Genomic DNA, 26,301 nt, shown 5'->3' on the forward strand with positions numbered 1-26,301 from the left:
AGTTGAAAAGAAACAGACTTCAGAGATGAAAATCTACACTACTAAGCAGATTCTGACTGCTCTTTGCGGGGCTTGGTTGTAGTTTTTTTAACTATGGGGTAGCGAATTCTACGTTTACGTGGTTGATCCGTCTTCCAGCCTGGAGACTTTCCGCGAGATTTGGGTGGTTGGGCTGGAGTACCAATCACCGCAAAAACTCCACCCATAGCTTGAGCAACTCTTCCAGGGGTTAATTTTTCGAGAGGCTTCTGCCAAGGTAGAGGATTGTCAGCAACTATATCACGGGCTAACCACAACTCCCAAGTCATTAAAGGCATTAAGTCACTCCACCTCTCACATTGTTTGGGAGTACTCAGCTTAGGTACAGTCCAATGTAAGCGTTGCTTTAAAAAACGATACCAGTGGTCAATCGTAAAGCGACGCAAGTAAAGTCGCCAAACTTCTTCTATTGGTGGCATTGCTTCTCCTACCCAAGCTAACCACAAAGGTTTCGATACTCGTTGATTACCTTGTTCATCGAGACGTTCAACTCTTAAAAGTGACATTGGACGTGCCACCGCTTTACGGAAATGCAGATTTTTCCACAGACTCACCCGTACTCGTTTTAGTTTTGGATCATCTACCTCGAAGACAGATGCTGCTTCACCCCATGTTGTTGGTTCATTCAACTTGATTTATCACCATGTTTTCTGGGACAGCCCTTGCCAGAATAAGCTCCTGGTTCGCCCCATAAACACAAATTTGAACGCAACCGGACTAGAATATCGACTGCAATGTTAGCTGTCTTTAAGACAAAAGGCGCACATCCATATTCACTGTCCCAAACTGAAATCGGTCTGGTGGGTAAATGCCACACACCTGTTTAGTTGGCCAAACTGCTTTTTCAATCGGATTTTCCCAACTGGTGATTCGCTCATGCCTCAAGGGTAACGCCCAGCTGCCTGAATCCTCTGGTATCCAAGCAATTGTGCTATATCCCTGACCAATTGTAATCGGTTTATTTCCCGCTATGGATGTGCCACTATGCTCATAAGTTCTCTCTTGCAACGTTACTGCATCTGGGCGTGACCAGTTTGTATGATCTCCTGCTAACAATGGTCGTCCCTCTGCTGGGATCTGTTTGATATATAGCTGCATCAATTTCTGTCTCTGTGGTCTGCTATCTTGTAAAGCTTCATAGATGCTTGGCAAAAGAGCGTCTAAATACTGGTGATAAGGATAAGTCTGCTAAGGAGTAAACATTACGGGTCAGTAATATGGCATCTGTTAATTCAAAGGTCGCGTCTTTGGCTCTACCTAAATATTTGTAGGCTACTTGACGAAACTCTTCAAGTCTGGCATTTTTCATGTTGGCAGGTGAGTAATGGTAGTTCTTTTCTCACTTTCTGCCAAAAGGGGGACTGTATTCAATCAGACACCCCTTTTTTTTGCTTATCATATGATAATGATAATCGAATACGGGGGGTGGGAGAGAAACCAGCGTCGCTGGTTTCTCTCCCACCATTTTTATGATTATCATTGTTGTATTATTCTCTCTGCAAGCATACTACACAATAATTGTTCGAGGTCGCGGATGCTTTGAGGCTGACAAGATAATATTTTTAACCTCTAATTCCATTTGGTTTGCGTTCTCTCATATCGCTTTTAGTCTAAACTCCAGTCTGAACCGAAGTATCAAATATTATAGTAGATGTTCAGGGAATAGTCCGAAAAAGTTTAGGTTGAGAAACGAAACCTAATATTTTGGTTTGTTGGGTTTTACTTCCCTACGGGACGCTACGCCAGCTTTCAACCCAACCTTGTATTCATCATCTACGCACACAGCTATAGGTTTGTTGGGAGCAGCGATCGCAGTCAAATCACCGCCTATTTGTATAATCACTGGATGCAGTTCTGGCATATTGATATGAGCTTAAATAATAGCGATCATTGCATAGTGACTTTTGTTGGAATATTTTTATTAGCTATTACTCACTAGTACGCGACGGCGGAAATAGAGTAACCACTTAAAATCCCTAAAGAGCTTATTCCATAATATTTTTGACTTTCGACTTTTGAACGCCAGTTGCTCTTCCTGTCGGAGACGCTAAGAGCGAACAAGTCGGCATAGCCGCCCAAGGCACTGGCTCCTTTTGACTGCCGCCTTGGGGTACTAGTGTGGTATTAGTCGTATTGCTGAATACAATAAAGAACACAGAAAATTCATAAATAGCAATTAATGACCGCAAATTTAAAGATGACTTTAAAAATGATTTAATAGATATATTTTGTGAGAAAGTTAATACAAAGGTATATTCACTGATTTTAAATTCATGGATTCTTTATCTATCAATTCCTTACTTGAAGAATTAAAAAACCCCGATGCCACAGTCCGGGACAAAGCAACCAGAAAAATCTGGCGGATTTGGTTTCAGCAAAAGGGAATCTATGGGCTGGAAATAATTGACCGCAGTCAAAAATTGCTAGATGCAGGTGAAATTGCTGAAGCAGAAACAGCGCTGACAGCATTAATTGAAGACCAGCCAGATTTTGCCGAAGCTTGGAATCGCCGAGCTTTCCTTTATTACAGTATTGGTGATTATCAAAAATCTTTGGCAGATTGTCAGATGGTTGTGCAGATAAATCCAATACATTTTGGTGCGCTTCACGGTATGGGCTTATGTTATGCGGCACTAGGAGAGTATGGTCAAGCTATCCGAGCTTTTCAACGCGCTTTAGAAATTCAGCCCTATTCGCTGGTGAATCAAAAGTTGATTCTAGAATGTACATTTAGATTCAGCTACAACGGCAAATAGGAGAAACCATCATACTGTTTTATGAATCTGTCATCACTCCCATCAACAGGAATTCATCGCTTTAGTCGCCGCAATTTTATTCAATACGGCTCTATCTGGATTGGTAGGAGCGTTATTGCTGCTTGTAGTAACAGCAACCAACTGTCAACTAGCAATTGTCGGTTGGATAAAGTTACCTTTGCTAGAAACTGGGTAGCACAAGCAGAACACGGTGGATTTTACCAAGCGATGTCTACGACGGGCTGCGCCTACGCCACTGGTATTTACAAAGACTACGGTTTGATGTAACTATCAAAATGGGTAGCCCACAGGCTGCCAGTGGTTGCCAGTGGTACTCAATTGTTGATGGGGGGTGCGGTAGATTTCTTCATAGGTTATGGCATAGATGCCGTGAACGCCATAGCACAAGGTATTCCTAAAATCACAGTTGCGGCAATTTTCCAGAAAGACCTTAGTGTCTTATTACACATCCCAACCCAGCAATTAAAACCCTTCCCGATCTTAAAAGTAAACCAATTTATGTCTCTACTGCTGCTAACATTACCTATTGTTACTTAGTTATACATTCTATCAATCTTCTACAGAACTGATTGAACAGGTTCATTTATTTGAACAAGATATTAATTCCAACCCCTTTGAAATTGGTCATCGCTTGTGGGTGAAAAATCAATACAGTTCAGTTAAGGATAATTGTAGTGACCCATGCTACGAAGCGGTCTATGATGACCAAGGTTGGGACGGTCTACTACTATTTCTAAGATACAAGATACAAGGTTGGGTTGAACTTTAGTGAAACCCAACAAATACCCGAAAATGTTGGGTTTCGTTCCTCAACCCAACCTACGCAAATTTATTTTTCTGGCTTAACTGAACCGTATTGGGTGAAAAATCATCTTGACCCTGACGAGGAAAAACTACGGGTTTCAACGTAGACGAGGTTTAGATACAAATATATAAGACTCAGTAAGCTTAGGTTAAGGCTAAAAACTAAAACTGGCATAGGTTGGGGAACCACTGCGTTGGGCGGGTTTTCACTTGAAAAAAAGGGACGGGCAAAATACCCATCCCAAAAAACTCACTTTTATTCAATTGATAGCAAAACTTTTACTGTACTTGCACTGGGAAAGCACCAGGTTGCACTGCTATGTTAAGATTCTGCCCATTACGGCTTAATTCCATACGTAAATCGCCCCCAACTTGGCTATTTTCTACTGCCTTTTGGACACTGCTAGCATCTGTGACTGCTTGCCCGCCAAGCTTTTGGATTACATCACCAGCACGTATCCCTGCTTTCGCGGCTGGTGAATTTGGGACAACTTTTACAACTAATACACCTTTATCTTCATTCACATTCAAACCGCTATTGGGATCTGAGTTGATATTTTGTTTTATCTGAGGCGTTAACCCCACCATTTGAATTCCCAGATAAGGATGTTCTACTTTACCTGTAGCTATTAGTTGACTGGAAATACGTTGGACTGTGTTGATAGGAATAGCAAAGCCTAATCCTTGTGCTCCTTGGATAATCGCTGTATTCATGGCAATTACCTGCCCACGAGAATTTAGCAAAGGCCCGCCAGAGTTACCGGGATTAATCGCTGCGTCGGTTTGAATATACTCTACTCGCTTATCGGCAGCGCCAATTTGATTGCTACTGCGTCCGGTGGCACTGATGATTCCGGTAGTTACTGTATTATCTAGGCCCAAGGGGGTTGCCGATCGCGATCGCCCATTCTCCTGGTTGCAGTTGTTCTGAGTTACCCAAGGCTACTGAAGGTAGATTCTCTGCTTGAACCTTGATAACAGCGACATCGGTTAATTCATCTTTTCCTAACACCTTACCTTGTAAGGTGCGTCCATCCTTGAGTGTTACTGTTACTGTATCAGCACCATCTACCACATGGGCATTAGTGAGAATCTGACCATCGGCACTGATGATAAAACCTGAACCAGTACCCCGTTCTACCCTTTCTCCTGATTGTGGCAATTGGGAACCAAAAAAGCGGCGAAAAAACGGATCGTTAAATTCATCTGGTATCCGGGTTCTTACCGTTCGGGAAGAGTTAATCCGCACTACTGCTGGCCCGACCTTTTGCACCACCTGTATTACAAAGTTAGGATCTGTGGCAGCTGGTAATGGAGGAGCAGCATTGACTCGACTCACTGCCAAATTAGATGCACTCTCAGACACTTGCCGAGAATGTCCAGCCATATAGCCGCCTGCCAATGTCATGCCTGATCCCAGCAGCACCAGCGATAGAGAGGCGGCAGCCTTTTTCCAGGGCGCTCGATTTTGGTATTTGGCATCAGCAGTGTTATGTGAAATGCTATTTAATGGGTGTTCTCTGTCACGAGATTCGTTTTGCATTGCTGTCTGGAACGATATTTAGATGTATTACTAATGTAGATATTATTTATGACACTTTTGTTGCAAAGGTATTGCGTTGTTGTGAAGAGTCTGGTATTTTACCTATCACATCCCATATTAGCTGAACTGTATTGGAATATAGTCATTCGTAGGGGTGTAAAAATCTGCGCCCCAATTGCGTGTTATATCCATGCCTGAAGGAATAAAATGGCACAAGGTAAAATCTTGCTTAAGCCTGACACTTTATGGACAAGTGTCAAAGAACAGACTGAACATGCTTTACAATGTGGGGCGTTGCTGTCGATACCGACGGAATTTGAATTTGTCGAACAGGATAATGTGCGTTTTTTAGTGCGGATTTTGTCTAACTTAAATCGCAAAAAAACAGCCGATGAAATACAGAAAAAACAATCTGCTAGGTCTGGTCAAGAGTTTAATCCTTTTTTGCCCTACGAAGAGGATTTATTTGTGGCGGATATCTCCGGTACTCATGTATGTATTTTAAATAAATTCAATGTTGTTGATTATCACTTGCTAATCATCACTCGTAGCTTTGAAGAGCAAGAAAGCTTACTCACCCTGGAAGATTTTACGGCTATGTGGGCGTGTTTGGCTAATTTCGATGGTTTAGCGTTTTACAACAGTGGCAAAACCGCAGGAGCCAGTCAGCGACACAAGCATTTGCAATTAGTTCCACTACCCCTTGCACCTTCAGGGACGCAGATACCGATTGAACCTCTGCTAACATCAGTACAGATTTCCGAACTCGAATCTCACTTCACTAAAGCTTCCTTTTAGACACGCTTTTGCACCATTAAATTCCCATTGGGTGGAGTCGCCATTGGCGGGGGGCCAAGCAACAATGGAAATTTATCGCACTTTGCGTCATGCTGTAGGTTTAGATACAAAGCAATCTGGTGCTTACAATCTATTAGCGACACGAGAATGGATGTTAATCGTACCGCGATCGCAGGAAAAATTTCAGTCTATCTCTGTGAATTCATTAGGATTCGCCGGTGCCCTACTTGTGCGAAATGCCGCAGAAATGGAGATTCTCAAAGCCCAAGGGCCGATGACTATTCTTAAGAGTGTTGCTCTATCCTAATTAGAGGATGTCTGCAAACTAGGAATGGCAGCTTTTACTGAGATCATATTCGGTGACTCAGCATGATTGATACTCTGGTTCAAGTGAATATCACGATACCATTGCCTGTATTGCGATCGCCAATCAGATACTAAAGAAAAGCTTAAATTTCTTTAAAGTATTATTTACTTAACAAATTTTAACAAATATGGTTTCGGCATCGTATCAAAATATATAAAAGTAAACGATGCAAAAATCCAAAATCATCAACACTAATAAGGATTCGAAGTCTCTATGTCCTTTCTCTTCTTACAAGAATGTAAAGTTTTTTAACATCTGCCCAAGATAATTCTCATAAAATTTAACTGAAGTTGCTTAAGTTGGGGGCTGGGGATTGGGAGAATAATAACTCCTAACTCCTAACCCCCAAATGCAGTTGTGGTCAAGGGGACTAGCATATAGACTGGGAGGATAACTTTTTAGCCAAGATATCTCTTGGATTTTAAACTACTTTTTAAGATCACTTTTCTAATGTAAATTATGAATGTTGGAACTCACTACCAAACATGGGCATCAACTCCTGGGCAATTACAATTTGAAAAACGGGAAAGTTTTGCTGATGAGTTATATGCAGTGAGTGCATTATGCTGATTCAGCTTGAATCTATTAAAAACAAAATGTTACCTCCACAGGCTGAAAAAAAGATGCGTTGCTGGATTCGCAGTCGCCACTTGATTTGTTCGGGTAACTTTTTTATATTCGAGACATTAGAATATACAACGATTGAGAGATTCTCTCAATGTGTTGCTTCTTTAGGAGGAACAGTAATATCCGTTGACTCGATTAATAAAATTTGGATGGGAGATCATCGTCAAGTAATTTTATATCAGGCAAAAGCTAGTTTACATACGCCTCATCATACTTTGAAACAATACTGGATAAAAAACGGTAGTTCACACACTAAATTTGATGAGCGTCCTTGAGAGTCACTATCCAGCAAAAATCTTTCTGGCTAATTTCTCTGTTAAACATAGCTGTGAAAAATAATGTAGAGACGTAGCAGTGCTACGTCTCTACAAAGGTTGTAGATGACATACAGCAGTTTGCAAATAACTGAGATAAAAAATGCAGGAATTAAAATCAGGCATAAACAGTTTCTAACACCTGCCTCAAAACCCTTAGCTTTATACTTCATGCAAAAAACTGCTGTATATTTAATTTCTGTGGATGTTTATTGTTTAACCTCTTTTGTTTCCTGATATTTTCCGAGTCAGCTTGAAACAACAAATAATCAGAAAGTGTCTGAATTATTGTTTTAATAGACTTGCAATTTATGACAAAAGCTATCGTTTATCGATACCCTACTTATGGATTAGTTGCCTTAATATCCTTAACTGCTGTATTAAGTACAACAACATCTGCCCTAACCCAGTTAGTAGGCGATTCCCCAATTTTGCGAACTCCTATCCCAGCTTCTAACTTAATCTGGCCAACTCAAGGGTTTATTTCTCAAGGCTTCCGCAAATATCAACATGAAGGAATTGATATTGCAGGGGCATCTGGAACTCCTATTGTTGCTGCTGCATCCGGTGCAGTTATAAAAGCAGGTTGGGATAATTGGGGATTAGGAAATGCCATAACTGTTAAACATCTTGACGGCAGTGTTACTGTTTATGGCCACAATCGCCGTTTATTGGTGAGCAAAGGTCAACAGGTTATTCAAGGTCAAATTATTGCTGAGATGGGATCTACAGGCAATAGTACAGCACCTCATCTACATTTTGAAGTTCATGCAAATGGTCAAATAGCAGTTGACCCTCTTCATCTGTTGACATCTTTAACTGCAAGTGTTAATTCTGGTTCTAAGGTTCAGCAATTGGATAACTCGAACCGTCCAGTCTCGCCACTCTCAGTAGAAAATCAAGTTTCACCTTTACAGCCAATTCCAATAGATTTTGCACCGATAAACACTAATACTAAATGCAATGGAGTTACCCTTATTGAAGGTGAAACTGCAAGTATTCGTGTAAAAGTCTGTAAAGAAAATGGCCAGTTATTTTATATTGGACAGTTGAAACAAGACCCAAGTAAGCCTATAAAGATACAAGCTTTGAATATTGGTAAAAGCACATATCGAGCAGATAATGGTAGTTTTTATTATTTAGTCACTCCTGAAAGAGTGGAAGTTTGGCGAAATGGCAGTCAGATTCGTTCTGACGCTTTTTATAGCTTAAGGAAATCACCATAAAGTATTGAGCGACCAAAAATTGCTTTTATTTACGAACACAAAAATCCCCGACTTATTCAAAAATCGCGGTTATCAGCTTTTGAGCATTTGCAAATCAAATAGGATTGCTGTGGTTAAAAAGTTGTCAAGAAATAACTTTATATAATCCAAGGTTTAAAGTCTTGCCCTACCTCGTTAAGAGTCTGAGACTGGGAATGTAATACTTGCAGGCTCTGCTTCCTGTCAAACTGGGAGGCAGAGCCTCCCACAATAGCATTACAAGGCAGCAGCCTAGAGCGCCAGTCCAGTAGAAGTAATTGACAAAAAGTACAGTTTTTGCGGAGGCTAATATTGAAGAGCGCAGTATTAGGAGTGTATAAAAGATGCGTCCCTCATTCTGGAATCCTCCCATTGAATTATCACTTGCAGAAGAAAAAGTAGTAAAACGTATACGTAAAGCCAAGCTGTTCGTATTTTTGAGGCAGATACGCCACGAACTATTTGACTCAGATTTTCAGTTAGAATTAGCAACGATATTTAAGGATAGTAGTGTGGGGTTATGCCCAGTGCCACCAGCACAATTGGCACTATTTATTATTCTTCAAGCATATACAGGAGTGTCAGATGACGAGGCAATAGAAGCCATAGAAATGGATAGGAGATGGCAGATAGTTTTGGATTGCCTGGATTGTGAAAAAGCCCCATTTGGAAAAGGAACACTAGTAAGATTTAGGGCGTTGTTAATATCAAAATCTTTTGATAGACGGTTAATCGAAAAAACAATTGAAATGGCAAAAATTCGAGGAGGTTATAACTCACATTCCCTAAAAATAGCACTAGATTCAAGTCCATTATGGGGCGCAGCAAGAGTCGAAGATACATATAATTTGTTAGGTCATGCGTTGCGAAAAGCATTAGAAATAATCGCTGAAAATACTCAAGAAAGTTTAGAAAGCGTTGCGGCAAATGTGGGAGCAGAAATTGTCGCTAAAACCATCCTGAAAGCGGCTCTAGATTTAGATTGGGATGACCCAGAATCTAGGAATGTGGCATTATCGACAATTTTACAAACGTTGAACTCAGTGGAATTTCTGGTTAATCAAAAAATCGATTTGGACGATTCAACCACAAACCTTGTCAATCAAAATCTGGCAATTGCACGACAAATTGAGACACAGGATGTGGAGGAGGAATCAGATGCTTCCCCAAAGCTCCGTAATGGTGTTGCCAAAGACAGACGTATTTCTATTGAAGATGAGGATATGCGACATGGACGTAAAAGCCGTAGTCAAAAGTTTGATGGTTATAAACGCCATATTGCCAAGGATTTAGAATTAGAATGATTAGGGCTGTTGGTGTTACTAGAGCTAACGCACCTGAAGCATCAGTAACTTTGGATATTGAAGCAGATTTAAAACAACAACACGTAACTATTAAAGAATTACATATTGACCGTGCATATTTAACCAGCCATTGGGTTAAACAGCGCACATCTGATCTGGTTATTATTTGCAAGGCATGGAAAGTACGCAACGGTAAACTATTTGATAAAAATGCTTTTGTTCTTGATTGGGAAACTCATTTGATTCGTTGCCCAAATGGAGTCAGTTTACCTTTTCATGAAGGGGGTATTGTCCACTTTCCTAAACATGAATGTGATGCTTGTCCCATCCGTTCTCAATGTACGACTAGCAAGAATAGCCGCAGTATTTCCATTCATCCTGATGAATCCCTACTTGTGGAACTGCGTCAGCGCCAAACTACTGTGGCCGGACGCGCCAAACTCCGTGAACGTGTCAGTGTTGAGCATAGTTTAGCTCATATTGGTCAGTGGCAAACAGACCAATCTCGCTATATTGGACTACGCAAAAACCTTTTTGACCTCCGAAGAATGGCTGTTGTTCACAATCTTCATGTCCTCGCTCGTATGTCCCACATTACACCACAACAATTCTCCATTTTATCTGCTTCACAGTCTAATTAATTTGTCAATACTTTCTACTGGACTGGCGCTCTAGTAACGACAAGTAATGCATTTGGTTTAACTACGATAAGCTACAACGGCATAAAATGGATCACCTCCAGCTGCACCCAACCACTGTAAAAAATTTGGTAATGTTGACTTATGAGCTATGACTTCTGCGGTTGTAAATCCTGGGACTGAGGCGAAATACTCTTTGACTAATTCCACTCGCTGTACTTCTGAAGCCTCCCGCCAAGCCTGAATCGCCTTTTCAAAAAACATCCGGTTAGAAAAGCTGATGATTGCGACACCACCGGGTTTCAGAATGCGGTAAATTTCGGAAAATACTGCTTCTGGATATTGCACATATTGCACAGATACGCAATTGAGAACAGCATCAAAATCTTCATCTGGTAAAGGTATCTGCGGATTTTCGTTAAGATTTTGCACAAAGTAATGATTTAAGCGGGAATTACGTGCTAGTTCCTCAGCGTTGAGTCCGTGTCCTTCCAGATGGGCAAACTGCATCTCTTCTGGCAGATGAGACACCCAACTACTCATCATATCAAAAATGCGGGTGTTGGGTTTGAGGCGATCGCGATATAAATCCGTTAGCTGTTGAATAAATCCTTCATCGACATGGGTAACAAAGCGGGGATAAGCATAGAACAGCTTATCGTCTGTGTCGTCTAATTTCAGGCGTTGGTTCGGTCTTAACTGCATAAATCTTTATTTTGGAGAACTTTTTCCGAAAATTGCGGCAATTTAAGGTATTTTTCAACAATGACTATGTAACATATTTTAATAACAGTAGGGTACATAAACGAGTATAAATAGCAGCATTCAATTATATCAATTCAATGTTATATAAACTACACTTCTTACAGCATATTTGGCGACAAATTCGTTTAGTAGCATCATTGCCCTATGTGAGTTTGCTAGTTTGGATACTGCCCTTATTATTATTTACTTCTGGGCACAATAGCCTGATGGCACATGATGAAGCGCTTTATGCTTCGCGTGCGCGTCTGATGTTTGATTCTGGTAATTGGATAACTCCTTGGGAAAAGGCACATCATAAAACACCTGGCTTTTATTGGTTAATTGCCAGTTTCTACAAGCTGTTTGGTATCAGTGATACTAGTGCGCGTCTTCCTAGTATGATTGCTGGTATTTTGAGTTTATGGCTAGTGTATGAAATCGGCAAAATTATGCTAGGCAAAAAATTGGCTTGGCTTGCTGCGGCAATTTTAAGTGTGGAATTTCTCTGGCTGCAATACTCTCGCTTAAGTACACCTGATGTCCCGATGATTTTTTTGGTACTTTTAGCTATTTTGTCTTTAATAAAAACAGAATTACATCCTAAATATCGCTATTTTTGGAGTTTTCTAGCTGGTTTAAGTTTAGGTTTAGGCTTCTTAGTCAGAAGCTTGATGATTTTTTTGCCAATCATAGCTTTATTCCCTTATTTAATTTGGGAACATCGCCGTCATCATCATCTTACTAATCCAATTTTATATTTAGGCTTTTTTGTCGGTTTAATACCTACCTGCGTTTGGCTGTGGTTAAGCTGGCTGCACTACGGAAATCAAAGTTTTGAGGAATTGCTCAAGTTTGTTGTGCAGCTAGGTTCTGAAGATAAAAATAATAATGGGCCGCTGTTTTATCTATGGAATATTCCTTCAAAAGCATTTCCTTGGGCTTTTTTCGGACTTTTAGGTTTATTTTTAACTCTCCGCCGCCCCATTGTTCGCTACCAGTTAATATTAGTTGGCTTTCCACTTGTTTTATTTTGTGAACTTAGTCTTTTTACCACTCGTTTCCCTCACTACAGCCTTTGTCTTTATCCGTTTATAGCTTTGTTTGCATCTGTGGGTTTAAACTGGTTAGGTAATATTTACCAGACAGGAATTGCGGCACAATTACCTTTTGAAAAAGGTAAAATAAATATATTAAAGCTTTTTGCTAAAAAGAATCTTCCTCAAAACCTAAGTTATGGCTTTGGTGGGTTAGGTGTTTTACTTGTTATAGCGAGTATTGTCGTTCTTAGTTGGGGTGGTTATGACATCCGCAAGTATGGAATTATTGGCTTAGTTGGGGGATTGGGTTGGTTAATTTTACCTGTGGTGTGGATTAGTCGTTACCACTTTGATAAGAAGTTTCTCACAGCCCGTTATTGGATTGCAGGTTGGTTGATTCCCTGTTGGCTGACTTTGGCGATGACCGGTAGCATAGGTCTATTAAGTGACTATAACCCTGTTTTAAAATCTTTTTTACAACAAAGTGCGATCGCTTCAATTCTCCAATCTCATCCTGTCTACTTTGTGGAAATAGACCAAAAAACCCGAGTACTGCTTAATTTCTATCTTTCTATTCACCCCCAACAAGTAAACTCTATTTCCAAAATCCCAGCTTTGAGCTATGCTTTGATCTATACTGCCCAGTCCCCTAAATTATCTCGGCCTCATCGCCTTGTCGGTACATTAGAAAAGTACCAGTTAATTCAAGTTCTTCCCTAAGACAGATGCAAAGCAACTATTGCTAAAAAAAATTATTTAGTTATAATAGTACGTATACTAAGTATTTTGCTAAATGATTTCTACATCTAATCAGTCCCCAGCTTTAGATTCGTGGCAGCAAAATCTGGCACCATATAATTTGGGCTACAGAATCAAATTAGTCTCGCAACTCATCAGTCGCAAGTTTACAGACAGACTAGAACCCTTTGGTCTTACGCCATTTCACTGGCTGGTATTGTGCTGTTTGTGGCAAGAAGATGGTTTACCTACTTCTAGTATTGGGGACAAGCTCAAACAAGTAGGCGGAACTTTAACAGGTGTACTAGATCGCATGGAAGAACGCGGCTTGGTGCGTCGAGAACGCGACATTCAAGATCGCCGCATCTGGCGAATCTGGTTAACGGATGCAGGTAAGGAACTAGAAGTTGTCTTACCGCCAATCGCCGCAGCAGTGCGCGATGAAGCGATGGATGGTATTTCCCCTGCTGACCGAGAACTGTTTTCCCAAATCTTGAATCGGGCGATCGCTAACCTCTCCTAAAGATGATCCCATAATCACCCGACTGGGGGAAGTGATGTAAAGATTTATTTTGAGATAATAATACGCATACTAAGGAAATAAGTTTTTTTCAGAAAATACTACGCATTCTAAATAAAAGACTATCAATCAAATTACTGAAAGAACAAGCGAGTTAAGAATCATGACCAGTAATACTTTTAACGGACGCAACCAAAACAAAATCCCACTTATTGAAAAACAATTGATTCCTGATTCCGAGACTTTAGAAACTGTAACAGCAGAATCACCTGTTGTCACGCCTGAGATAGAGAAAGAAAAAGAAGTTCCACCGAAGCGGAAAAGACCGACTGGTTTAATTTTGGCAGCATTGGGTGTAGGTGCGATCGCCGCAGGTGGTTTTGGTTATAACTACTGGCAATACGCTTCCACCCATCAGGAAACAGACAACGCCACTGTTGCCGGAAACATTCACCAAGTTAGTAGCCGCATTCCTGGAACTGTAAGTCAGGTGCTAGTGGATGATAACCAACTGGTGCAACCGGGACAGTTGTTAGTCAAGTTAGATCCACGGGACTATGAAAGCAAGGTACAACAAGCAGCAGCAGCCCTGGAAAATGCTCGTGGACAGGCGCAAGCAGCGCAAGCAAATATTGCTTTAAGTTCACAAACCACCACCGGTAAGACAACTCAAGCGCAAGGTGATGTCAGCAGTGCAGTAGCAGCAATTTCCACAGCCCAAGCAGCAGTACAAGAAGCCCAAGCTGGGATACCAGCAGCACAAGCTGAAGTCAGATTAGCCGAAGCAGGGATTCCCGCCGCCCAAGCGCAGGTAGCGCAAGCAAATGCGAATTTGGAAAATGCCCAAGCAGATTACAATCGCTATAACCAGTTGTATCAATCAGGTGCGATCGCTCGTCAACAGTTAGACACAGCTAAGGCCGCTTTTAATGTGGCTACGGCACAAAGGAACGCTGCTATTCAGGGAGTAGAACAAGCCCAAGCCAAGTTAGCCTCTGCGAGAGTTGGTGTTGCCAAAGCCCAGTCTCAACTAGCACAGGCGCAAGAAAATGTCACCAACGCCCAAGCTAAATTGGCAGCATCTAGGGGAGGATTGCAACAAGCTACCGCAGGCGGACAAGATACAACAGTCAAACGTAGCCAATACGAAGCGGCAAAAGCGGCGATCGCCCAATCGGAAGCATCGCTCAAAGACGCACAATTACAACTATCTTACGCCAATGTTACCGCCCCCAGTGCCGGACGAGTTGGTAGAAAAAATGTCGAAGTTGGCAACCGAGTTGCAGTAGGAACACCATTAATGGCGATCGTGGATAACCAGTATTGGGTAATTGCGAACTTCAAAGAAACTCAATTAGAAAAGATGCGACCAGGAGAAGCGGCAGAAATCAAGCTAGATGCTTTCCCTCATCATACCTTTGTTGGTCGTGTAGAAAGTCTTTCGCCAGCTTCCGGCGCTCAGTTTGCTTTATTGCCACCAGATAATGCTACAGGTAACTTTACCAAAGTTGTCCAACGCATTCCCGTTAAGATAGTTTTTGACCAAAAGAGCATTCAAGGGTACGAATCGCGGATTACTCCGGGGATGTCTGCGGAAATTGCTGTAGAAGTCAAGTAATATCAGATTGGCTTAAAACATCTGAAAAACCTCTTTCTGCTTATGGCATTCTCCTACATCTAAAGACAGGCGTATAAAGATCAGGTGAGATGATATTTATGAAAACAGATTGGTATAAAGCAAGCCTGAGATGAAAAAACCGCTACTACCTGCTTTAAGGTCAAAAAACTTTCAGCTGTTTTTTGCCGGACAAGGTATTTCCCTAATTGGGACGTGGATGACGCAACTTGCCACGATTTGGCTAGTTTATGACTTGACAAACTCCCCATTAATGCTAGGAATTGTGGGATTTTCGAGTCAAATTCCTAGCTTTTTTTTAGCTCCTTTTGGTGGAGTATTTGTAGATCGCTTTTCTCGATATCGTACCTTAATTAGTACGCAAGTCTTGGCGATGATTCAATCGTTAACATTAGCAGTGCTGGCGTTAACTGGTGTGATTCAGGTATGGCACATCATCGCCTTGAGCTTGTTTCAAGGATTTATTAACGCCTTAGATGCGCCAGCCCGCCAAGCTTTTGTACCAGAATTGGTTGAGCGTAGAGAAGATTTAGCCAATGCGATCGCGATTAACTCTACAATGGTCAACGGGGCGCGATTAATTGGCCCTGCGATCGGAGGTTTATTAATTGCCAGGGTTGGAACTGCTTATTGTTTTCTAATTGATGGTTTGAGCTACATTGCTGTCATCGCTGCATTATTAGCAATGAAAGTTAAACCTTGGAAAAATGTGGTTCCTGACGGTAATCCCTTACAAAAAGTCAAAGAGGGATTTGTATACGCCTTTAGTTTCTCACCCATTCGCTCCGTCTTATTGCTATCAGCTTTAGTCAGCCTCATGGGACTGCAAAATACTATTTTAGTGCCAGTTATTGCAGAACAAGTTCTCAAAGGTGGTGCAGAAACATTGGGCTTTTTGATGGCGGCATCTGGAGTTGGAGCCTTAACTGGTGGTATTTATCTAGCTACACGCCAAACAATATTAGGAATTGGGAAATTGATTGCCTTAGCTCCAGCAATTTTAGGAATGGGTTTAATTGCCTTTTCTTTATCTCGATATTTACCACTTTCTTTATTTACAATGTTATTTGTTGGCTTAGGTACAATTCTCCAAATTGCTGCTAGTAACACATTTTTACAAACAATTGTTGAGGATGACAAACGTGGGCGATTGATGAGCTTATACACAATGTCATTTTTAGGGATGATTCCCATAGGCAATTTATTGGGAGGTTTCTTAGCAAGTCATATCGGTGCTACCAACACTTTAATTATTGATGGGATAGTTTGTATTTTAGGCTCTATTATTTTTAGCAGGCAGTTGCCTGCTTTAAGGCAAATAATGCGTCCAATTTATGAGAAGAAGGGAATTATCACAACTTAGGAAGTTTAAATTGTAATGATATTTTAATTTCGTCATGCAGATAAAAAGAGAAAATTTAATAATAGATTTTTTGCAACTTAACTTTGAAACAGGAAAAACACTATGGCTAATACAGATGTAATTGGTCAGCAAGCACCGCCTGAACGTGTCCCATTAAGAACTTGGATTGGTGTATTAGCCAGTATGCTTGGTGCATTTATGGCTGTATTAGATATTCAGATAACTAATGCTTCACTACAAGATATCCAAGCAAGTTTAGGAGCAACATTAGAAGAAGGTTCCTGGATTTCTACAGCATATCTCGTGGCAGAGATTGTGGTAATCCCTCTAACAGGATGGTTATCACGGGTGTTTTCTCTACGACGTTATTTGTTAGTAAATACTGCACTATTTATTTTCTTTTCTATATGCTGTGCTTGGTCGTGGAATCTCAATTCCATGATTTTATTTCGCGCTTTACAAGGTTTCAGTGGAGGAGTACTAATTCCTACTGCTATGACTGTTGTATTAACGACTTTACCCCAATCTAAGCAATCAGTTGGACTGGCTGCATTCGGTTTTAGTGCAGTTTTTGCACCTTCAATTGGCCCGACATTAGGAGGTTGGTTAACAGAAAACTTTGGTTGGGAATATAACTTTTATATAAATGTAATTCCCGGAGCATTAATGCTAGCTGGTGTTTGGTATGGGATTAAGCAAGAAAAACCCCAAATTAGTTTACTGAAACAAGGAGACTGGTGGGGAATTATTGCAATGGCTATTGGCTTAGGTTCTCTGCAAGTTGTTTTAGAAGAGGGTAGCCGCAAAGATTGGTTTAGTTCAGCATTGATTGTGCGCTTAAGTGTGATTGCAGGAATTTTCTTGGCGATATTTTTCTATATTGAATTAACTCGTAAGCAACCATTTATTAATTTGCGGCTTTTGTTTAGGCGCAACTTTGGTTTAGCAAGTATTGTTAATGTGTCACTAGGGGTAGGATTATATGGTTCAATTTATATTTTACCGTTGTATCTCGCCCAAATTCAAAAATACAATGCTCTGCAAATTGGTGAAGTGTTGATTTGGGCTGGTATTCCCCAACTATTTATTATTCCCCTCATACCTAAATTGATGCAACGCATTGATGTGCGTTTAATGGTGGCTGTTGGTGTAACTTTGTTTTCCATCAGTGCATTTATGAACTCTGGAATGACTAATCAAACTGGATTAGATCAGTTACGTTGGTCGCAATTTGTGCGTGCAATGGGTCAACCCCTAATTATGGTACCGCTAACTTCTATCGCCACTGGTGGATTAAGTCCGAAAGAAGCAGGTTCGGCAAGTGGTTTATTTAATATGATGCGGAATATGGGCGGTTCTATAGGGATTGCATCTTTAGCAACATTGTTAACTAATAGAGAGCAATTTCACTCTAATAGATTGGGTGATACGGTATCTTTATATAACCCAGAAACTCAACAGCGAATTGACCAAATGACCCAGTATTTTGTCAGTCGAGGAGCAGATTTGAGTACAGCACAAAATCAAGCGATCGCATCTATATCTAATATAGTTCGTCGGGAAGCTTATGTAATGGCTTTTAACGATTGTTTTTACTTTATTGGCATTGCATTGTTACTCAGTGGGCTTGCCGTTTTATTCTTCAAAAAGGTGAAGCCAAGTGGTGGCGCTATCGCTCATTAAATTTGTTGTATGAGTTAAAATGTTTGATAAAACTCTAAGGTACTAAAATGGTCGTTAGCCAAAGTGAGTACTATATCTCCCCTGAAGAATATCTAGAAGGCGAGAAAGTAAGTGAAATCAAACATGAGTACATTGATGGTCAAGTCTACGCAATGGCAGGGGCAAGTGATGCTCATGTCACAGTGAGCATGAATGTATCAATGCTGTTGCGAAACCATCTCCGGGGTAGTGGTTGTCGTGTCTATATGTTAGATATGAAAGCACAGATTGATATCATAAATCGCTATTTTTATCCCGATGTGATGGTGACTTGCGATACACGAGATAAAGAATTTGAATATTTTAAGCGCCATCCTTCCTTAATTATCGAAGTGCTTTCTGAGTCAACCGAAGGCTATGACAGAGGTAAGAAATTCGCTAGTTACCGACACTTAGAATCATTACAAGAATATGTACTAATTTCACCAGATAGAATGAGCGTCGAATGCTTCCGCCGCAATGAAGATGGACATTGGGTACTTTACCCTTACGAGAAAGGCGAAGAGGTGCATTTAGCTAGCGTTGATTTTCGCTGTGCGATCGCAGAAATATATGAAGATGTAATATTGATAGATGAAAATATTTCTTAATCTAACATTTCTGGGTCAATTCCTAAATCTTTGAGTTGTTCAGCAGATAGACTACGCAATTTCTCTACAATTCTCTCTCGCTTTTGTCGCTCAATCACTGCCCGTTCCTCACCCGTTAACAGCAAATTTCCTTGTGCATCCCACCACCGTAGCCAAGGTAACTCTGCATTCTGATAAAATCCCTGCCAGATTCCTAACTCTACACCCATAGGAGCAATTGGGTAATATCCTCGTTCATTGGGTTGCATCAGTTGATAAGTATTATCGATTAAATGATACACTTCAACCTGTGCTTTTGCTACTTCATAAATTCCATAATAAGGCACTCGAATTGCCTGCTCATAAACCCAAAACTTACCAACATTTCCACCTTGCCCTTGAGATGGCGGTGTGTTATTTCGTTCTTCTGAACCATCTCCAGAGACAAATTCAATCACAATCAAGGGCGCGACATACTCCTTCCACAGTACATAAGAACGCCGCATTTTACCGTTAAGAGTCGGTGGTACATTGGGTATATAAAACCAGTCTGGTGCTTCAGCCCCTTTCTCAGGAGGATCTGTCAATCGCCAGTAGATACCAGAATCTTGTCCGATACAATATTGACCGTCAGGATGAAGTTGCTCTAGAACAGGTTTAATTGAATCTGTGATTAAAATGCTTTGCGGATGCTCCTGAAGATTTTTCACAAATGTACCATCTGAATCTGGTAACTGAGTGTGATCCGGTAAAGTTAATGCCGATAGGGAAGTCATAGACACAACCAAGATTATATTTGTATTTCATTTATTATCTCAATAAATCTAACAAATTTTGTTGCGCTATAATAGTTTATACTTGTCAACTTTGCACTTATTTCGTTTTAGTATATAACGAAAGCTTGGATTAATTTCACTAATTAAAAATTAATAGATCACAAGAGAAGATTTAATCATATTAAGTAATGGCTGTAGAAATATATCCACTATTGTTTTTGCAAAAGCAAGTAAAACCCCAATAGCAATTGTCAAGACTAAAGCCTGTTTAATAGAATAACTCTCTACTTTTTTCTCCAGTTCATCCAAACGTTTTACCAAATTAGGAAGAGAAGAAACTAAATCAGGACGATTCATTAAATCAGTAGGAATTGAATTATAACCTATCTTCTTTCGAGGGTCTTCATCATCTTTATCCAAGTCCGCATACCATATAGGAAAAAGCCTCTCACCCTTTTCTACTTGAATGTTAATAGGCCCAGCATTATAAACAGCAAAAATTAGTTTGCCATTATAGCCAGGATCGACATGAAAACCTGAAACATTAATCAGTCCATCTGATTTATGTTTAAATTTAATTGAAATAAACGCAAGTGCATTGTTAGGAACTTTGATTGTTTCAGAAGTTATCAGAAATGCAAACTGACCTGGAGGGATAGGAACAGTTTCCTTCTCTCTAAGAATAATTTTTTTCCGCTCTCTCAGAGGTGTATCAGGAAGGGCTGAAATATAAACTTCTTCCCCTAAACACAATTCGTATGATGCAGACTGAATTTGATCCTTATTAAATGGTTCAATTAAACTAGGAAGACGAGAATTCAAAGTTTGTGATGACCAAAAACTCATTTGTTCCCCCGCAATATATCGTTAAGTGAATGTTTTATTTCTACAGAGCTAAACGCAGACTAGACTCTTCCAAATAGGTTATCAAGCGTGCATCAAGGTCAACCACTACCCTTCCTCCCCGATTTTTCTCTACCTGTCGCCAGACATCATAGCCCATGAGAATCGCCTTCTCCCAATCACCCAACGAACATTGAGAAACTTCTAGATGTGATGTCATATTTTTGATAGTCTTCAATAGTTGATAATCTAATGTTGAAACGCCTTTTAAGAAACCGTGATCTTTGGCATAGGCGAATACGAGTGCTGATACACCTTCCTCAATAGCTATTGCACGACCACCGTCTTCAACCTCGTCAATGCGGGGATTGCTTTTACGCTTACATTTAAGAATACTACGAGTGACCACAGACCAACCTAAAACTGCGGCGTAGGAAAAATGGAAAACATCATGAAAGCGGTAGCCATCACTTTTATAGGAATTATCGGTGAGGTCATTTCCAATTTGTTTTTTGTTGATAAATGCCTTCATTTTGATTAAGTTATCTTTGCTTACCTCCGTAATTTCTACTTCAAACTGTCGTGGTAAACTTTCATGTTCGGGAAAGTCATTGTCGAATATGTAACTTGTAGCTTTATCATCTATTTTTGCTGAATCTCTCCATCCCCAACGGTCACTGCACTTTTTCAAATTATCTTCGGCAATTTCTTCCAAATTAAGGTTAAATTTGCTTGCCAAATTGGAAATATACCAAAGCATATCCCCCAATTCTTCCGCGATGCCTTCTTTAAATAATTTGTGTGCATCACCGTCGCGTAAATGTTTTTTATATTCAGTCATCAAAGAACCAACTTCACCAACTAAACCTAGTAGCGGTATGATTAGTTCAGTACCTTCGACAGCAGGAATTTGGTCTGTATTCAGTGCTTGTGTTTGATATTCAGAAAAATGCATAATGAAACTGCTTCAATTTAAAAGTTGTTGATTTTTATAGAAAAAAATATAAATATGAGAATTCTTTATAAAGAGTCGTTATTATATATTGTGTAATTCTGCTATTATCTTTCTATGTTAAAAGGAAAAATAATTGGTTTTGTATTATCTCTAAGATATAGTGGGTGGCGTGGAAATTTTTGCTTTGTTAGACCTAATGGATATTCTTTCTCTGTTAGCTTTAGACAATGAAGAGTTTTTTGACCAGAAATTAGATTTAGCACGGCTTCCGCACGGTTCTTAATACTGGGATACTTCCTCGCACTCACATTACCAAGTCACGCTCCCCACGCTAAAATAATTAAGTCAGCGCGTTTTGTTGATGATAGAATACAAAGGTCATTTTTTTGTCCCACCGGGTCATCTGCTTTTTTCAGCTTACTAGGTTTTGTAGCAATATAAGCGAATAGATTAACCACTTCTAGAGAACCATATTTATTCTCATTCTGAGCAAACTTAATACACTTATCAAGAGTGGGATCATCTTTATTTTCATCAGCGTAACTTGGGTTAAGCATCACAAAGGTAACTTGAGGTAAACTTTCATCCCATTTACGTCTTAATAAGTAGCGATAAGTTCTATTATTTTCATCATCAAATTCAGCATACTTTTCAATATTATTATGCTCTTTTTTCTTCATGTTTCTCTTTTGAATTATGTTGAATTTATAAATATCAAAATACCTTAAAACAGACACAACTGTTGAGGCTTCTCTGTATCTTCATTTTGCAAAGCTTTTGATTTTTTACTCTGAGTTTTTTGCTCATGTTTTTTAAGGTGTTTTGATAAATTATCTGAGATTTCAGGTGTATTTTTTACCAAAGAATCTAGCTCCAAAGATAATTGCTGACAATGATTATCTAATTGTTGAAAATCAAAAATCTCTAATGGTGGTAATCTATTTGCTAAACTTTCTTTAACTTGATCGTTAATACGCCATTTGGGAGGATAAAAATAATCAATTGGTTGAGGCGTTGAAGTAAATTTTGATTTTATCTTTTTGCGATTACTTTTCAAATCAGGGAATGCTGCTCGGCAGTATTTATCAGTTTCACAAAAAAGATTTTGACAATCTATCGCCTGTAGTGGACGACCCCAGAGTGATTGAAAATTAAACCCCAAACGCTGAAACTCTTTCTCTTGGTTTTGAGTCATCCAATGAATGATATCAGTATATGTTTTACCATCTGTATCAATGAAACACTTGTCGATACCACGTTCGGCTCCTGGGCCTGCTATAGTAAAACTGTTTTCGTCAAAGTTGATAATTTCACTATAGTTAATATCTGTCGCTAATTGGTAAGCCATAAACTTACCTAGCAATGGATATTCTTGAATTATCTGAAAAACATCTTCAAATTTTTTAGCCTTGACTATGCGATTATCTACCCTATCTTGGACAACCATTCTATCAATTAATGCCAAATGATTCTGGTGCTTTTTATCATAACCAAACTCTTTGCTGGCACAAGACATATATGCACTGGTATAAATGACATATCCAAGATTCATAGCCTCTTGTAATATATCTGAATATACATTTGAATCGAAATTAGACAGTGTAATATAATCTCCTAATTTTTTTTCTAAGTATTCCCATGTTTCTATTTTATTAAAGATTTTAAATAGTAGAATCCGTATAATTACTTCTTCTTCATTTTGGCTCCTCTTCTCATCGTAAATTACGTTTTTGATCAGATATTGTGAAACGCGATCGCTTGCTCGATATGCATTACAAAATTTATAAGTATTAATAATCGGGTCACTCGTCCAGGGTGGTGGTACATTATTAATTTTATTGAAAAATACTTCCTGGCGCATAGCAGCAAATCGCCAATATGTATCAAAAATTTCTTGTCTCACTTGCATACACTCTTCTCCTGGTTTGTGGTCATCAGTTTCAAACTTATTTTTTATCCATGAGGCAAGATTATGCGACAAATGCCGCATAATCATCGTATCAGATCGCACTCCAGGCAAAGCATCCTTAAAGCTAATTGTCAGCAACTCTTTTTAACTTTTATCTACTGAATAAGATGATGTTTATGAAACACCGGGATCATCAGCAGTTTTAATCTCTTTTAAAATTCGTTCTACTTGGTTAACTTTTTCACCTCTATTTTGTTCTTTGAAAATATTTAAAGCTTTTTCTAAAGAAGATAGCGCCTCATCTTTTTTATTTGTTTGCCACATTGCCAGCGCAAAATTAGTCAGCGCCTCGCCATAATTAGGATTAATTTCCAGAGCTTTTTTATATTCAGTAATGGCTTCTTCCCATCGGCTTTGGCTAGCATAAACCATACCGCTCGCATTGTGAGCTAGAGCGTATTTTGGCTGGAGGCGAATGGCTTCTTGATAAGAGCTAATTGCTTCTTCTGGTTTCTTTTGCCGAAAAAGCACATTTCCTAGTTGAAAGTGTCCAAAGGCATCTTCTGGAAATTGTTTAATTAATTTGCGTAAATTTTCCTCTGCACCCGTCAAGTCTCCCTGATTAAATAAAGCATTGGCTTGTTGCAGGAGTTGCGATCGCTCTGATGGGCCTGTGTCTGAAAATTGTGCTAGTTTTTGTGGTTGTCTCTGTGCATACTGTTTAGGCGAATGCAAAGAAACTTGTTCAGGAACCGCTAACACTAATGGTGATATCCCCATTACGGTGATGATACTCAGCATCATGCCACTAAAAGATTGAACAAATGCTGATTTGGATTTGCGCTTCACTTTCATCGCCCTGAATGCCTCAATAATGTTCTAATCTTTATGATAAATTGAGGTGCGTTCGCGCGTAATGCATCACAAGAGAGACGATAAGGGCGCACATATATGCGCCCCTATTAAGCTCATTAGGAATTATTTACACACCTTCCCGTAACTTATCTAACACACCCCGATCTTCTAATGTTGAAGTATCTCCAGATACTTCTTGCCCAGCAGCAAGATTCCGCAATAAGCGCCGCATAATCTTACCCGATCGCGTTTTAGGCAAAGAGTCTGTAAAGCGAATTTCTCCCGGACGGGCGATCGCACCTATTTCTTTGACAACGTGCAGTTTGAGTTCTTTAATCAGTTCTTCACTTCCCTGATAAGTGCCTTCTAGAGTCACAAAAGCAACGACTTCTTCACCCTTAAGTTCATCCGGTTTACCCACTACTGCCGCTTCTGCAACTGCTGGATGCGAAACTAAAGCTGATTCTACTTCCATTGTACCGAGTCGGTGTCCTGATACATTCAGTACGTCATCCACACGACCCATTACCCAAAAGTAGCCGTCTTCATCTTGCCTCGCGCCATCACCAGCAAAGTAAGTATAGTTACCATCCTTGGGTGGAATGTGTTCCCAATAGGTGCGGCGGAAGCGTTCTGGATCGCCGTAGACTGTCCGCATCATTCCTGGCCAAGGATGACGCACTGCTAGATAACCGCCTTCGTTATTGGGTACGGTGTTTCCTTCCAAATCCACGACATCTGCAATAATTCCGGGGAAGGGAAGAGTTGCGGAACCGGGTTTGGTGGGAATTGCACCTGGTAGCGGTGTAATCATGATACCGCCGGTTTCTGTTTGCCACCAAGTATCCACAATTGGACAGCGATCGCCACCAATTACTTTCTGATACCACATCCAAGCTTCTGGGTTAATTGGTTCGCCGACGGTTCCCAACAAACGCAACGAAGACAGGTTTCGCGCATTGGGATGTTGTTCTCCCATCTTAATAAATGCCCGAATTGCCGTAGGTGCAGTATAAAAAATATTAACGCCGTATTTTTCAATTACATCCCAGAAACAACCAGGATTAGAAGCACGGGGCGCACCTTCATACATCACCGTGGTTGCACCGTTGGAAAGGGGGCCATAGACAATGTAGCTGTGTCCCGTAATCCAACCTACATCGGCGGTACACCAATATACATCTGTGTCTTGGAGGTCAAATATCCACTTGGTGGTGATATGGGTATACAAATTATAACCGGCAGTTGTATGCACAACGCCCTTCGGTTTGCCCGTACTGCCAGAAGTGTAGAGGACAAACAGCATATCTTCGCTATCCATTGGTTCGGCGGGACAATCTGCTGATACTCCTTTTTGCAAATCATGCCACCAATGATCGCGTCCCCCCAACTGCATATAAGTTTCTTGTCCGGTGCGCTTGACAACTAGGACATTTTCGACGCTAGGAACAGCACCATCAGCTAAGGCTTTATCTACCTGTTCTTTGAGAGGAACGATCGCATCTTTGCGCCAACCACCATCAGCCGTGATTACTAATTTAGCTTGAGCATCAATTAAGCGATCACGCAAAGCTTCGGCACTAAAACCACCAAATACTACGCCGTGGGGTGCGCCAATTCGGGCACAGGCTAACATTGCGATCGCAGCTTCGGGAATCATTGGCATATATATACCAACGCGATCGCCTTTTTGTACACCCAGTTGCTTCAATACATTGGCGAACTGGCAAACTTCCCGGTGCAGTTGCGCGTAAGTTAGGGTACGCGAATCACCTGGTTCTCCTTCCCAAATCAATGCAGCTTTATTTTTGCGCCAGGTAGTGAGATGTCTGTCAAGGCAGTTGTAAGAAATATTAATTTTACCGCCAACGAACCACTTAGCAAAAGGTGGTTGCCAATCTAATACCGTATCCCATTTTTGGAACCATTCTAATTCTGTTCCAGCCAAATCTGCCCAAAATTGCTGCGGATCAGCTTTGGCTTTGTCGTAGAGACGCTGATAGTCTTCCAGGCTTTTGATATGGGCATTCTGCGAGAATTCCGAGGCAGGATGAAATAGGCGATTCTCTTGGAGAATTGATTCTATCGTTGGTTGAGACATGGTTACATTTACAAACGGTATTGTTAGTGAAAACTATTTTTAGCTTAGTTGTGCTAGACGCTGTTTAGATTTTCGTTA

22 protein-coding genes and 4 pseudogenes are annotated in these 26,301 nt (G+C 40.3%); 14 read left to right on the forward strand and 12 right to left on the reverse strand.

The features are described from left to right. Window positions 1–41: 41 nt before the first annotated feature. The 3 genes and pseudogenes from ANSO36C_RS34185 to ANSO36C_RS08990 form a co-directional block, all read right to left on the reverse strand. Window positions 42–1,348 (reverse strand): annotated as a pseudogene (locus tag ANSO36C_RS34185) (NF041680 family putative transposase). A 387-nt stretch (window positions 1,349–1,735) separates the two neighbouring features. Then, the gene (locus tag ANSO36C_RS08985; RefSeq protein ID WP_251959248.1) at window positions 1,736–1,900 is read right to left on the reverse strand and encodes a hypothetical protein; all 165 of its coding nucleotides are present in this window, start codon (window positions 1,898–1,900) and stop codon (window positions 1,736–1,738) included. A gap of 124 nt (window positions 1,901–2,024) precedes the next feature. Next, window positions 2,025–2,195 (reverse strand): hypothetical protein, encoded by a 171-nt coding sequence (locus ANSO36C_RS08990; RefSeq protein WP_251959249.1) that lies wholly within the window; start codon window positions 2,193–2,195, stop codon window positions 2,025–2,027. A gap of 117 nt (window positions 2,196–2,312) precedes the next feature. Here ANSO36C_RS08990 and ANSO36C_RS08995 point away from each other — a divergent pair, with 117 nt between their 5' ends. The 4 genes from ANSO36C_RS08995 to ANSO36C_RS09010 are packed head-to-tail and all read left to right on the forward strand — an operon-like array spanning window position 2,313 to window position 3,585. Further along, window positions 2,313–2,795 (forward strand): tetratricopeptide repeat protein, encoded by a 483-nt coding sequence (locus tag ANSO36C_RS08995; protein WP_190941290.1) that lies wholly within the window; start codon window positions 2,313–2,315, stop codon window positions 2,793–2,795. A gap of 21 nt (window positions 2,796–2,816) precedes the next feature. After that, window positions 2,817–3,083: a hypothetical protein gene (locus tag ANSO36C_RS09000; protein ID WP_251959250.1), complete on the forward strand. Its 267-nt coding sequence runs from the start codon at window positions 2,817–2,819 to the stop codon at window positions 3,081–3,083. Window positions 3,084–3,113: 30 nt separating this feature from the next. Then, window positions 3,114–3,353: an ABC transporter substrate-binding protein gene (locus tag ANSO36C_RS09005; protein ID WP_251959251.1), complete on the forward strand. Its 240-nt coding sequence runs from the start codon at window positions 3,114–3,116 to the stop codon at window positions 3,351–3,353. Continuing rightward, on the forward strand, window positions 3,343–3,585 hold the full coding sequence (locus ANSO36C_RS09010) for a hypothetical protein (RefSeq protein ID WP_251959252.1): 243 nt from the start codon (window positions 3,343–3,345) through the stop codon (window positions 3,583–3,585). The genes ANSO36C_RS09005 and ANSO36C_RS09010 overlap by 11 nt, the downstream gene beginning before the upstream one ends. 314 nt (window positions 3,586–3,899) lie before the next feature. On the opposite strand, the pseudogene ANSO36C_RS09015 reads toward ANSO36C_RS09010, so the two are convergent. Further along, window positions 3,900–5,163: pseudogene (locus ANSO36C_RS09015) on the reverse strand (HhoA/HhoB/HtrA family serine endopeptidase). A gap of 207 nt (window positions 5,164–5,370) precedes the next feature. Here ANSO36C_RS09015 and ANSO36C_RS09020 point away from each other — a divergent pair. The 4 genes and pseudogenes from ANSO36C_RS09020 (at window position 5,371) to ANSO36C_RS09035 (ending at window position 10,458) form a co-directional block, all read left to right on the forward strand. Then, window positions 5,371–6,268: pseudogene (locus ANSO36C_RS09020) on the forward strand (ATP adenylyltransferase family protein). A gap of 623 nt (window positions 6,269–6,891) precedes the next feature. Then, complete coding sequence (locus ANSO36C_RS09025; protein WP_251959253.1) at window positions 6,892–7,230, forward strand: CpeR family transcriptional regulator; 339 nt, start codon at window positions 6,892–6,894, stop codon at window positions 7,228–7,230. A gap of 350 nt (window positions 7,231–7,580) precedes the next feature. Continuing rightward, a complete protein-coding gene (locus tag ANSO36C_RS09030; protein ID WP_251959254.1) occupies window positions 7,581–8,495 on the forward strand; it encodes a M23 family metallopeptidase in 915 nt (304 codons plus the stop codon). A gap of 362 nt (window positions 8,496–8,857) precedes the next feature. After that, window positions 8,858–10,458 (forward strand): annotated as a pseudogene (locus ANSO36C_RS09035) (IS1182 family transposase). 57 nt (window positions 10,459–10,515) lie between these two features. Here ANSO36C_RS09035 and ANSO36C_RS09040 read toward each other — a convergent pair. Continuing rightward, the gene (locus ANSO36C_RS09040) at window positions 10,516–11,160 is read right to left on the reverse strand and encodes a class I SAM-dependent methyltransferase (protein WP_251959255.1); all 645 of its coding nucleotides are present in this window, start codon (window positions 11,158–11,160) and stop codon (window positions 10,516–10,518) included. A gap of 137 nt (window positions 11,161–11,297) precedes the next feature. Between ANSO36C_RS09040 and ANSO36C_RS09045 the strand changes: the two genes are divergently transcribed. The 6 genes from ANSO36C_RS09045 to ANSO36C_RS09070 all read left to right on the forward strand — a co-directional run bounded on the left by ANSO36C_RS09045 (window position 11,298) and on the right by ANSO36C_RS09070 (window position 18,805). Beyond that, window positions 11,298–12,956 (forward strand): ArnT family glycosyltransferase, encoded by a 1,659-nt coding sequence (locus ANSO36C_RS09045; protein ID WP_251959256.1) that lies wholly within the window; start codon window positions 11,298–11,300, stop codon window positions 12,954–12,956. A gap of 73 nt (window positions 12,957–13,029) precedes the next feature. Continuing rightward, window positions 13,030–13,497, forward strand: a complete 468-nt coding sequence (locus ANSO36C_RS09050) for a MarR family winged helix-turn-helix transcriptional regulator (RefSeq protein ID WP_251959257.1) — start codon at window positions 13,030–13,032, stop codon at window positions 13,495–13,497. Between the two features lie 160 nt (window positions 13,498–13,657). Beyond that, window positions 13,658–15,112 carry an HlyD family secretion protein gene (locus ANSO36C_RS09055; RefSeq protein WP_251959258.1) on the forward strand — a complete coding sequence of 485 codons (1,455 nt, stop codon included), beginning with the start codon at window positions 13,658–13,660 and terminating at the stop codon, window positions 15,110–15,112. A gap of 130 nt (window positions 15,113–15,242) precedes the next feature. Beyond that, window positions 15,243–16,493 (forward strand): MFS transporter, encoded by a 1,251-nt coding sequence (locus ANSO36C_RS09060; RefSeq protein ID WP_251959259.1) that lies wholly within the window; start codon window positions 15,243–15,245, stop codon window positions 16,491–16,493. 102 nt (window positions 16,494–16,595) lie between these two features. Next, window positions 16,596–18,176, forward strand: a complete 1,581-nt coding sequence (locus ANSO36C_RS09065) for a DHA2 family efflux MFS transporter permease subunit (RefSeq protein WP_251959260.1) — start codon at window positions 16,596–16,598, stop codon at window positions 18,174–18,176. A 47-nt stretch (window positions 18,177–18,223) separates the two neighbouring features. Then, window positions 18,224–18,805: a Uma2 family endonuclease gene (locus ANSO36C_RS09070; RefSeq protein ID WP_251959261.1), complete on the forward strand. Its 582-nt coding sequence runs from the start codon at window positions 18,224–18,226 to the stop codon at window positions 18,803–18,805. On the opposite strand, the gene ANSO36C_RS09075 is transcribed toward ANSO36C_RS09070, so the two are convergent. The 7 genes from ANSO36C_RS09075 to acs form a co-directional block, all read right to left on the reverse strand. After that, window positions 18,802–19,560 carry a Uma2 family endonuclease gene (locus tag ANSO36C_RS09075; protein WP_251959262.1) on the reverse strand — a complete coding sequence of 253 codons (759 nt, stop codon included), beginning with the start codon at window positions 19,558–19,560 and terminating at the stop codon, window positions 18,802–18,804. The genes ANSO36C_RS09070 and ANSO36C_RS09075 overlap by 4 nt on opposite strands. A 150-nt stretch (window positions 19,561–19,710) precedes the next feature. Then, window positions 19,711–20,406: a dCTP deaminase gene (locus tag ANSO36C_RS09080; RefSeq protein WP_251959263.1), complete on the reverse strand. Its 696-nt coding sequence runs from the start codon at window positions 20,404–20,406 to the stop codon at window positions 19,711–19,713. Window positions 20,407–20,446: 40 nt separating this feature from the next. Beyond that, window positions 20,447–21,358, reverse strand: a complete 912-nt coding sequence (locus tag ANSO36C_RS09085; protein ID WP_251959264.1) for a nucleoside triphosphate pyrophosphohydrolase family protein — start codon at window positions 21,356–21,358, stop codon at window positions 20,447–20,449. A 317-nt stretch (window positions 21,359–21,675) separates the two neighbouring features. Beyond that, window positions 21,676–22,038: a DUF1643 domain-containing protein gene (locus ANSO36C_RS09090; protein ID WP_251959265.1), complete on the reverse strand. Its 363-nt coding sequence runs from the start codon at window positions 22,036–22,038 to the stop codon at window positions 21,676–21,678. Window positions 22,039–22,082: 44 nt separating this feature from the next. Beyond that, window positions 22,083–23,405 (reverse strand): nucleotide kinase domain-containing protein, encoded by a 1,323-nt coding sequence (locus ANSO36C_RS09095; RefSeq protein WP_251959266.1) that lies wholly within the window; start codon window positions 23,403–23,405, stop codon window positions 22,083–22,085. A gap of 36 nt (window positions 23,406–23,441) precedes the next feature. Further along, window positions 23,442–24,122, reverse strand: coding sequence for a tetratricopeptide repeat protein (locus ANSO36C_RS09100; RefSeq protein WP_251959267.1), 681 nt, complete (start codon window positions 24,120–24,122; stop codon window positions 23,442–23,444). A 127-nt stretch (window positions 24,123–24,249) separates the two neighbouring features. Continuing rightward, a complete protein-coding gene (acs, locus tag ANSO36C_RS09105) occupies window positions 24,250–26,223 on the reverse strand; it encodes an acetate--CoA ligase (protein ID WP_251959268.1) in 1,974 nt (657 codons plus the stop codon). Window positions 26,224–26,301 lie beyond the last annotated feature (78 nt).

The organism is Nostoc cf. commune SO-36, assembly GCF_023734775.1.
GTDB lineage: Bacteria > Cyanobacteriota > Cyanobacteriia > Cyanobacteriales > Nostocaceae > Nostoc > Nostoc commune_A.

What these genes read in the sequence shown, in the direction of transcription:
- ANSO36C_RS08985 (WP_251959248.1), bottom strand. Translation starts at nt 1,900, where the DNA reads ATGCCAGAACTGCATCCAGTGATTATACAAATAGGCGGTGATTTGACT.
- ANSO36C_RS08995 (WP_190941290.1), top strand. Translation starts at nt 2,313, where the DNA reads ATGGATTCTTTATCTATCAATTCCTTACTTGAAGAATTAAAAAACCCC.
- ANSO36C_RS09000 (WP_251959250.1), top strand. Translation starts at nt 2,817, where the DNA reads ATGAATCTGTCATCACTCCCATCAACAGGAATTCATCGCTTTAGTCGC.
- ANSO36C_RS09025 (WP_251959253.1), top strand. Translation starts at nt 6,892, where the DNA reads ATGCTGATTCAGCTTGAATCTATTAAAAACAAAATGTTACCTCCACAG.
- ANSO36C_RS09030 (WP_251959254.1), top strand. Translation starts at nt 7,581, where the DNA reads ATGACAAAAGCTATCGTTTATCGATACCCTACTTATGGATTAGTTGCC.
- ANSO36C_RS09040 (WP_251959255.1), bottom strand. Translation starts at nt 11,160, where the DNA reads ATGCAGTTAAGACCGAACCAACGCCTGAAATTAGACGACACAGACGAT.
- ANSO36C_RS09045 (WP_251959256.1), top strand. Translation starts at nt 11,298, where the DNA reads ATGTTATATAAACTACACTTCTTACAGCATATTTGGCGACAAATTCGT.
- ANSO36C_RS09050 (WP_251959257.1), top strand. Translation starts at nt 13,030, where the DNA reads ATGATTTCTACATCTAATCAGTCCCCAGCTTTAGATTCGTGGCAGCAA.
- ANSO36C_RS09055 (WP_251959258.1), top strand. Translation starts at nt 13,658, where the DNA reads ATGACCAGTAATACTTTTAACGGACGCAACCAAAACAAAATCCCACTT.
- ANSO36C_RS09060 (WP_251959259.1), top strand. Translation starts at nt 15,243, where the DNA reads ATGAAAAAACCGCTACTACCTGCTTTAAGGTCAAAAAACTTTCAGCTG.
- ANSO36C_RS09065 (WP_251959260.1), top strand. Translation starts at nt 16,596, where the DNA reads ATGGCTAATACAGATGTAATTGGTCAGCAAGCACCGCCTGAACGTGTC.
- ANSO36C_RS09070 (WP_251959261.1), top strand. Translation starts at nt 18,224, where the DNA reads ATGGTCGTTAGCCAAAGTGAGTACTATATCTCCCCTGAAGAATATCTA.
- ANSO36C_RS09075 (WP_251959262.1), bottom strand. Translation starts at nt 19,560, where the DNA reads ATGACTTCCCTATCGGCATTAACTTTACCGGATCACACTCAGTTACCA.
- ANSO36C_RS09080 (WP_251959263.1), bottom strand. Translation starts at nt 20,406, where the DNA reads ATGAGTTTTTGGTCATCACAAACTTTGAATTCTCGTCTTCCTAGTTTA.
- ANSO36C_RS09085 (WP_251959264.1), bottom strand. Translation starts at nt 21,358, where the DNA reads ATGCATTTTTCTGAATATCAAACACAAGCACTGAATACAGACCAAATT.
- ANSO36C_RS09090 (WP_251959265.1), bottom strand. Translation starts at nt 22,038, where the DNA reads ATGAAGAAAAAAGAGCATAATAATATTGAAAAGTATGCTGAATTTGAT.
- ANSO36C_RS09100 (WP_251959267.1), bottom strand. Translation starts at nt 24,122, where the DNA reads ATGAAAGTGAAGCGCAAATCCAAATCAGCATTTGTTCAATCTTTTAGT.
- acs (WP_251959268.1), bottom strand. Translation starts at nt 26,223, where the DNA reads ATGTCTCAACCAACGATAGAATCAATTCTCCAAGAGAATCGCCTATTT.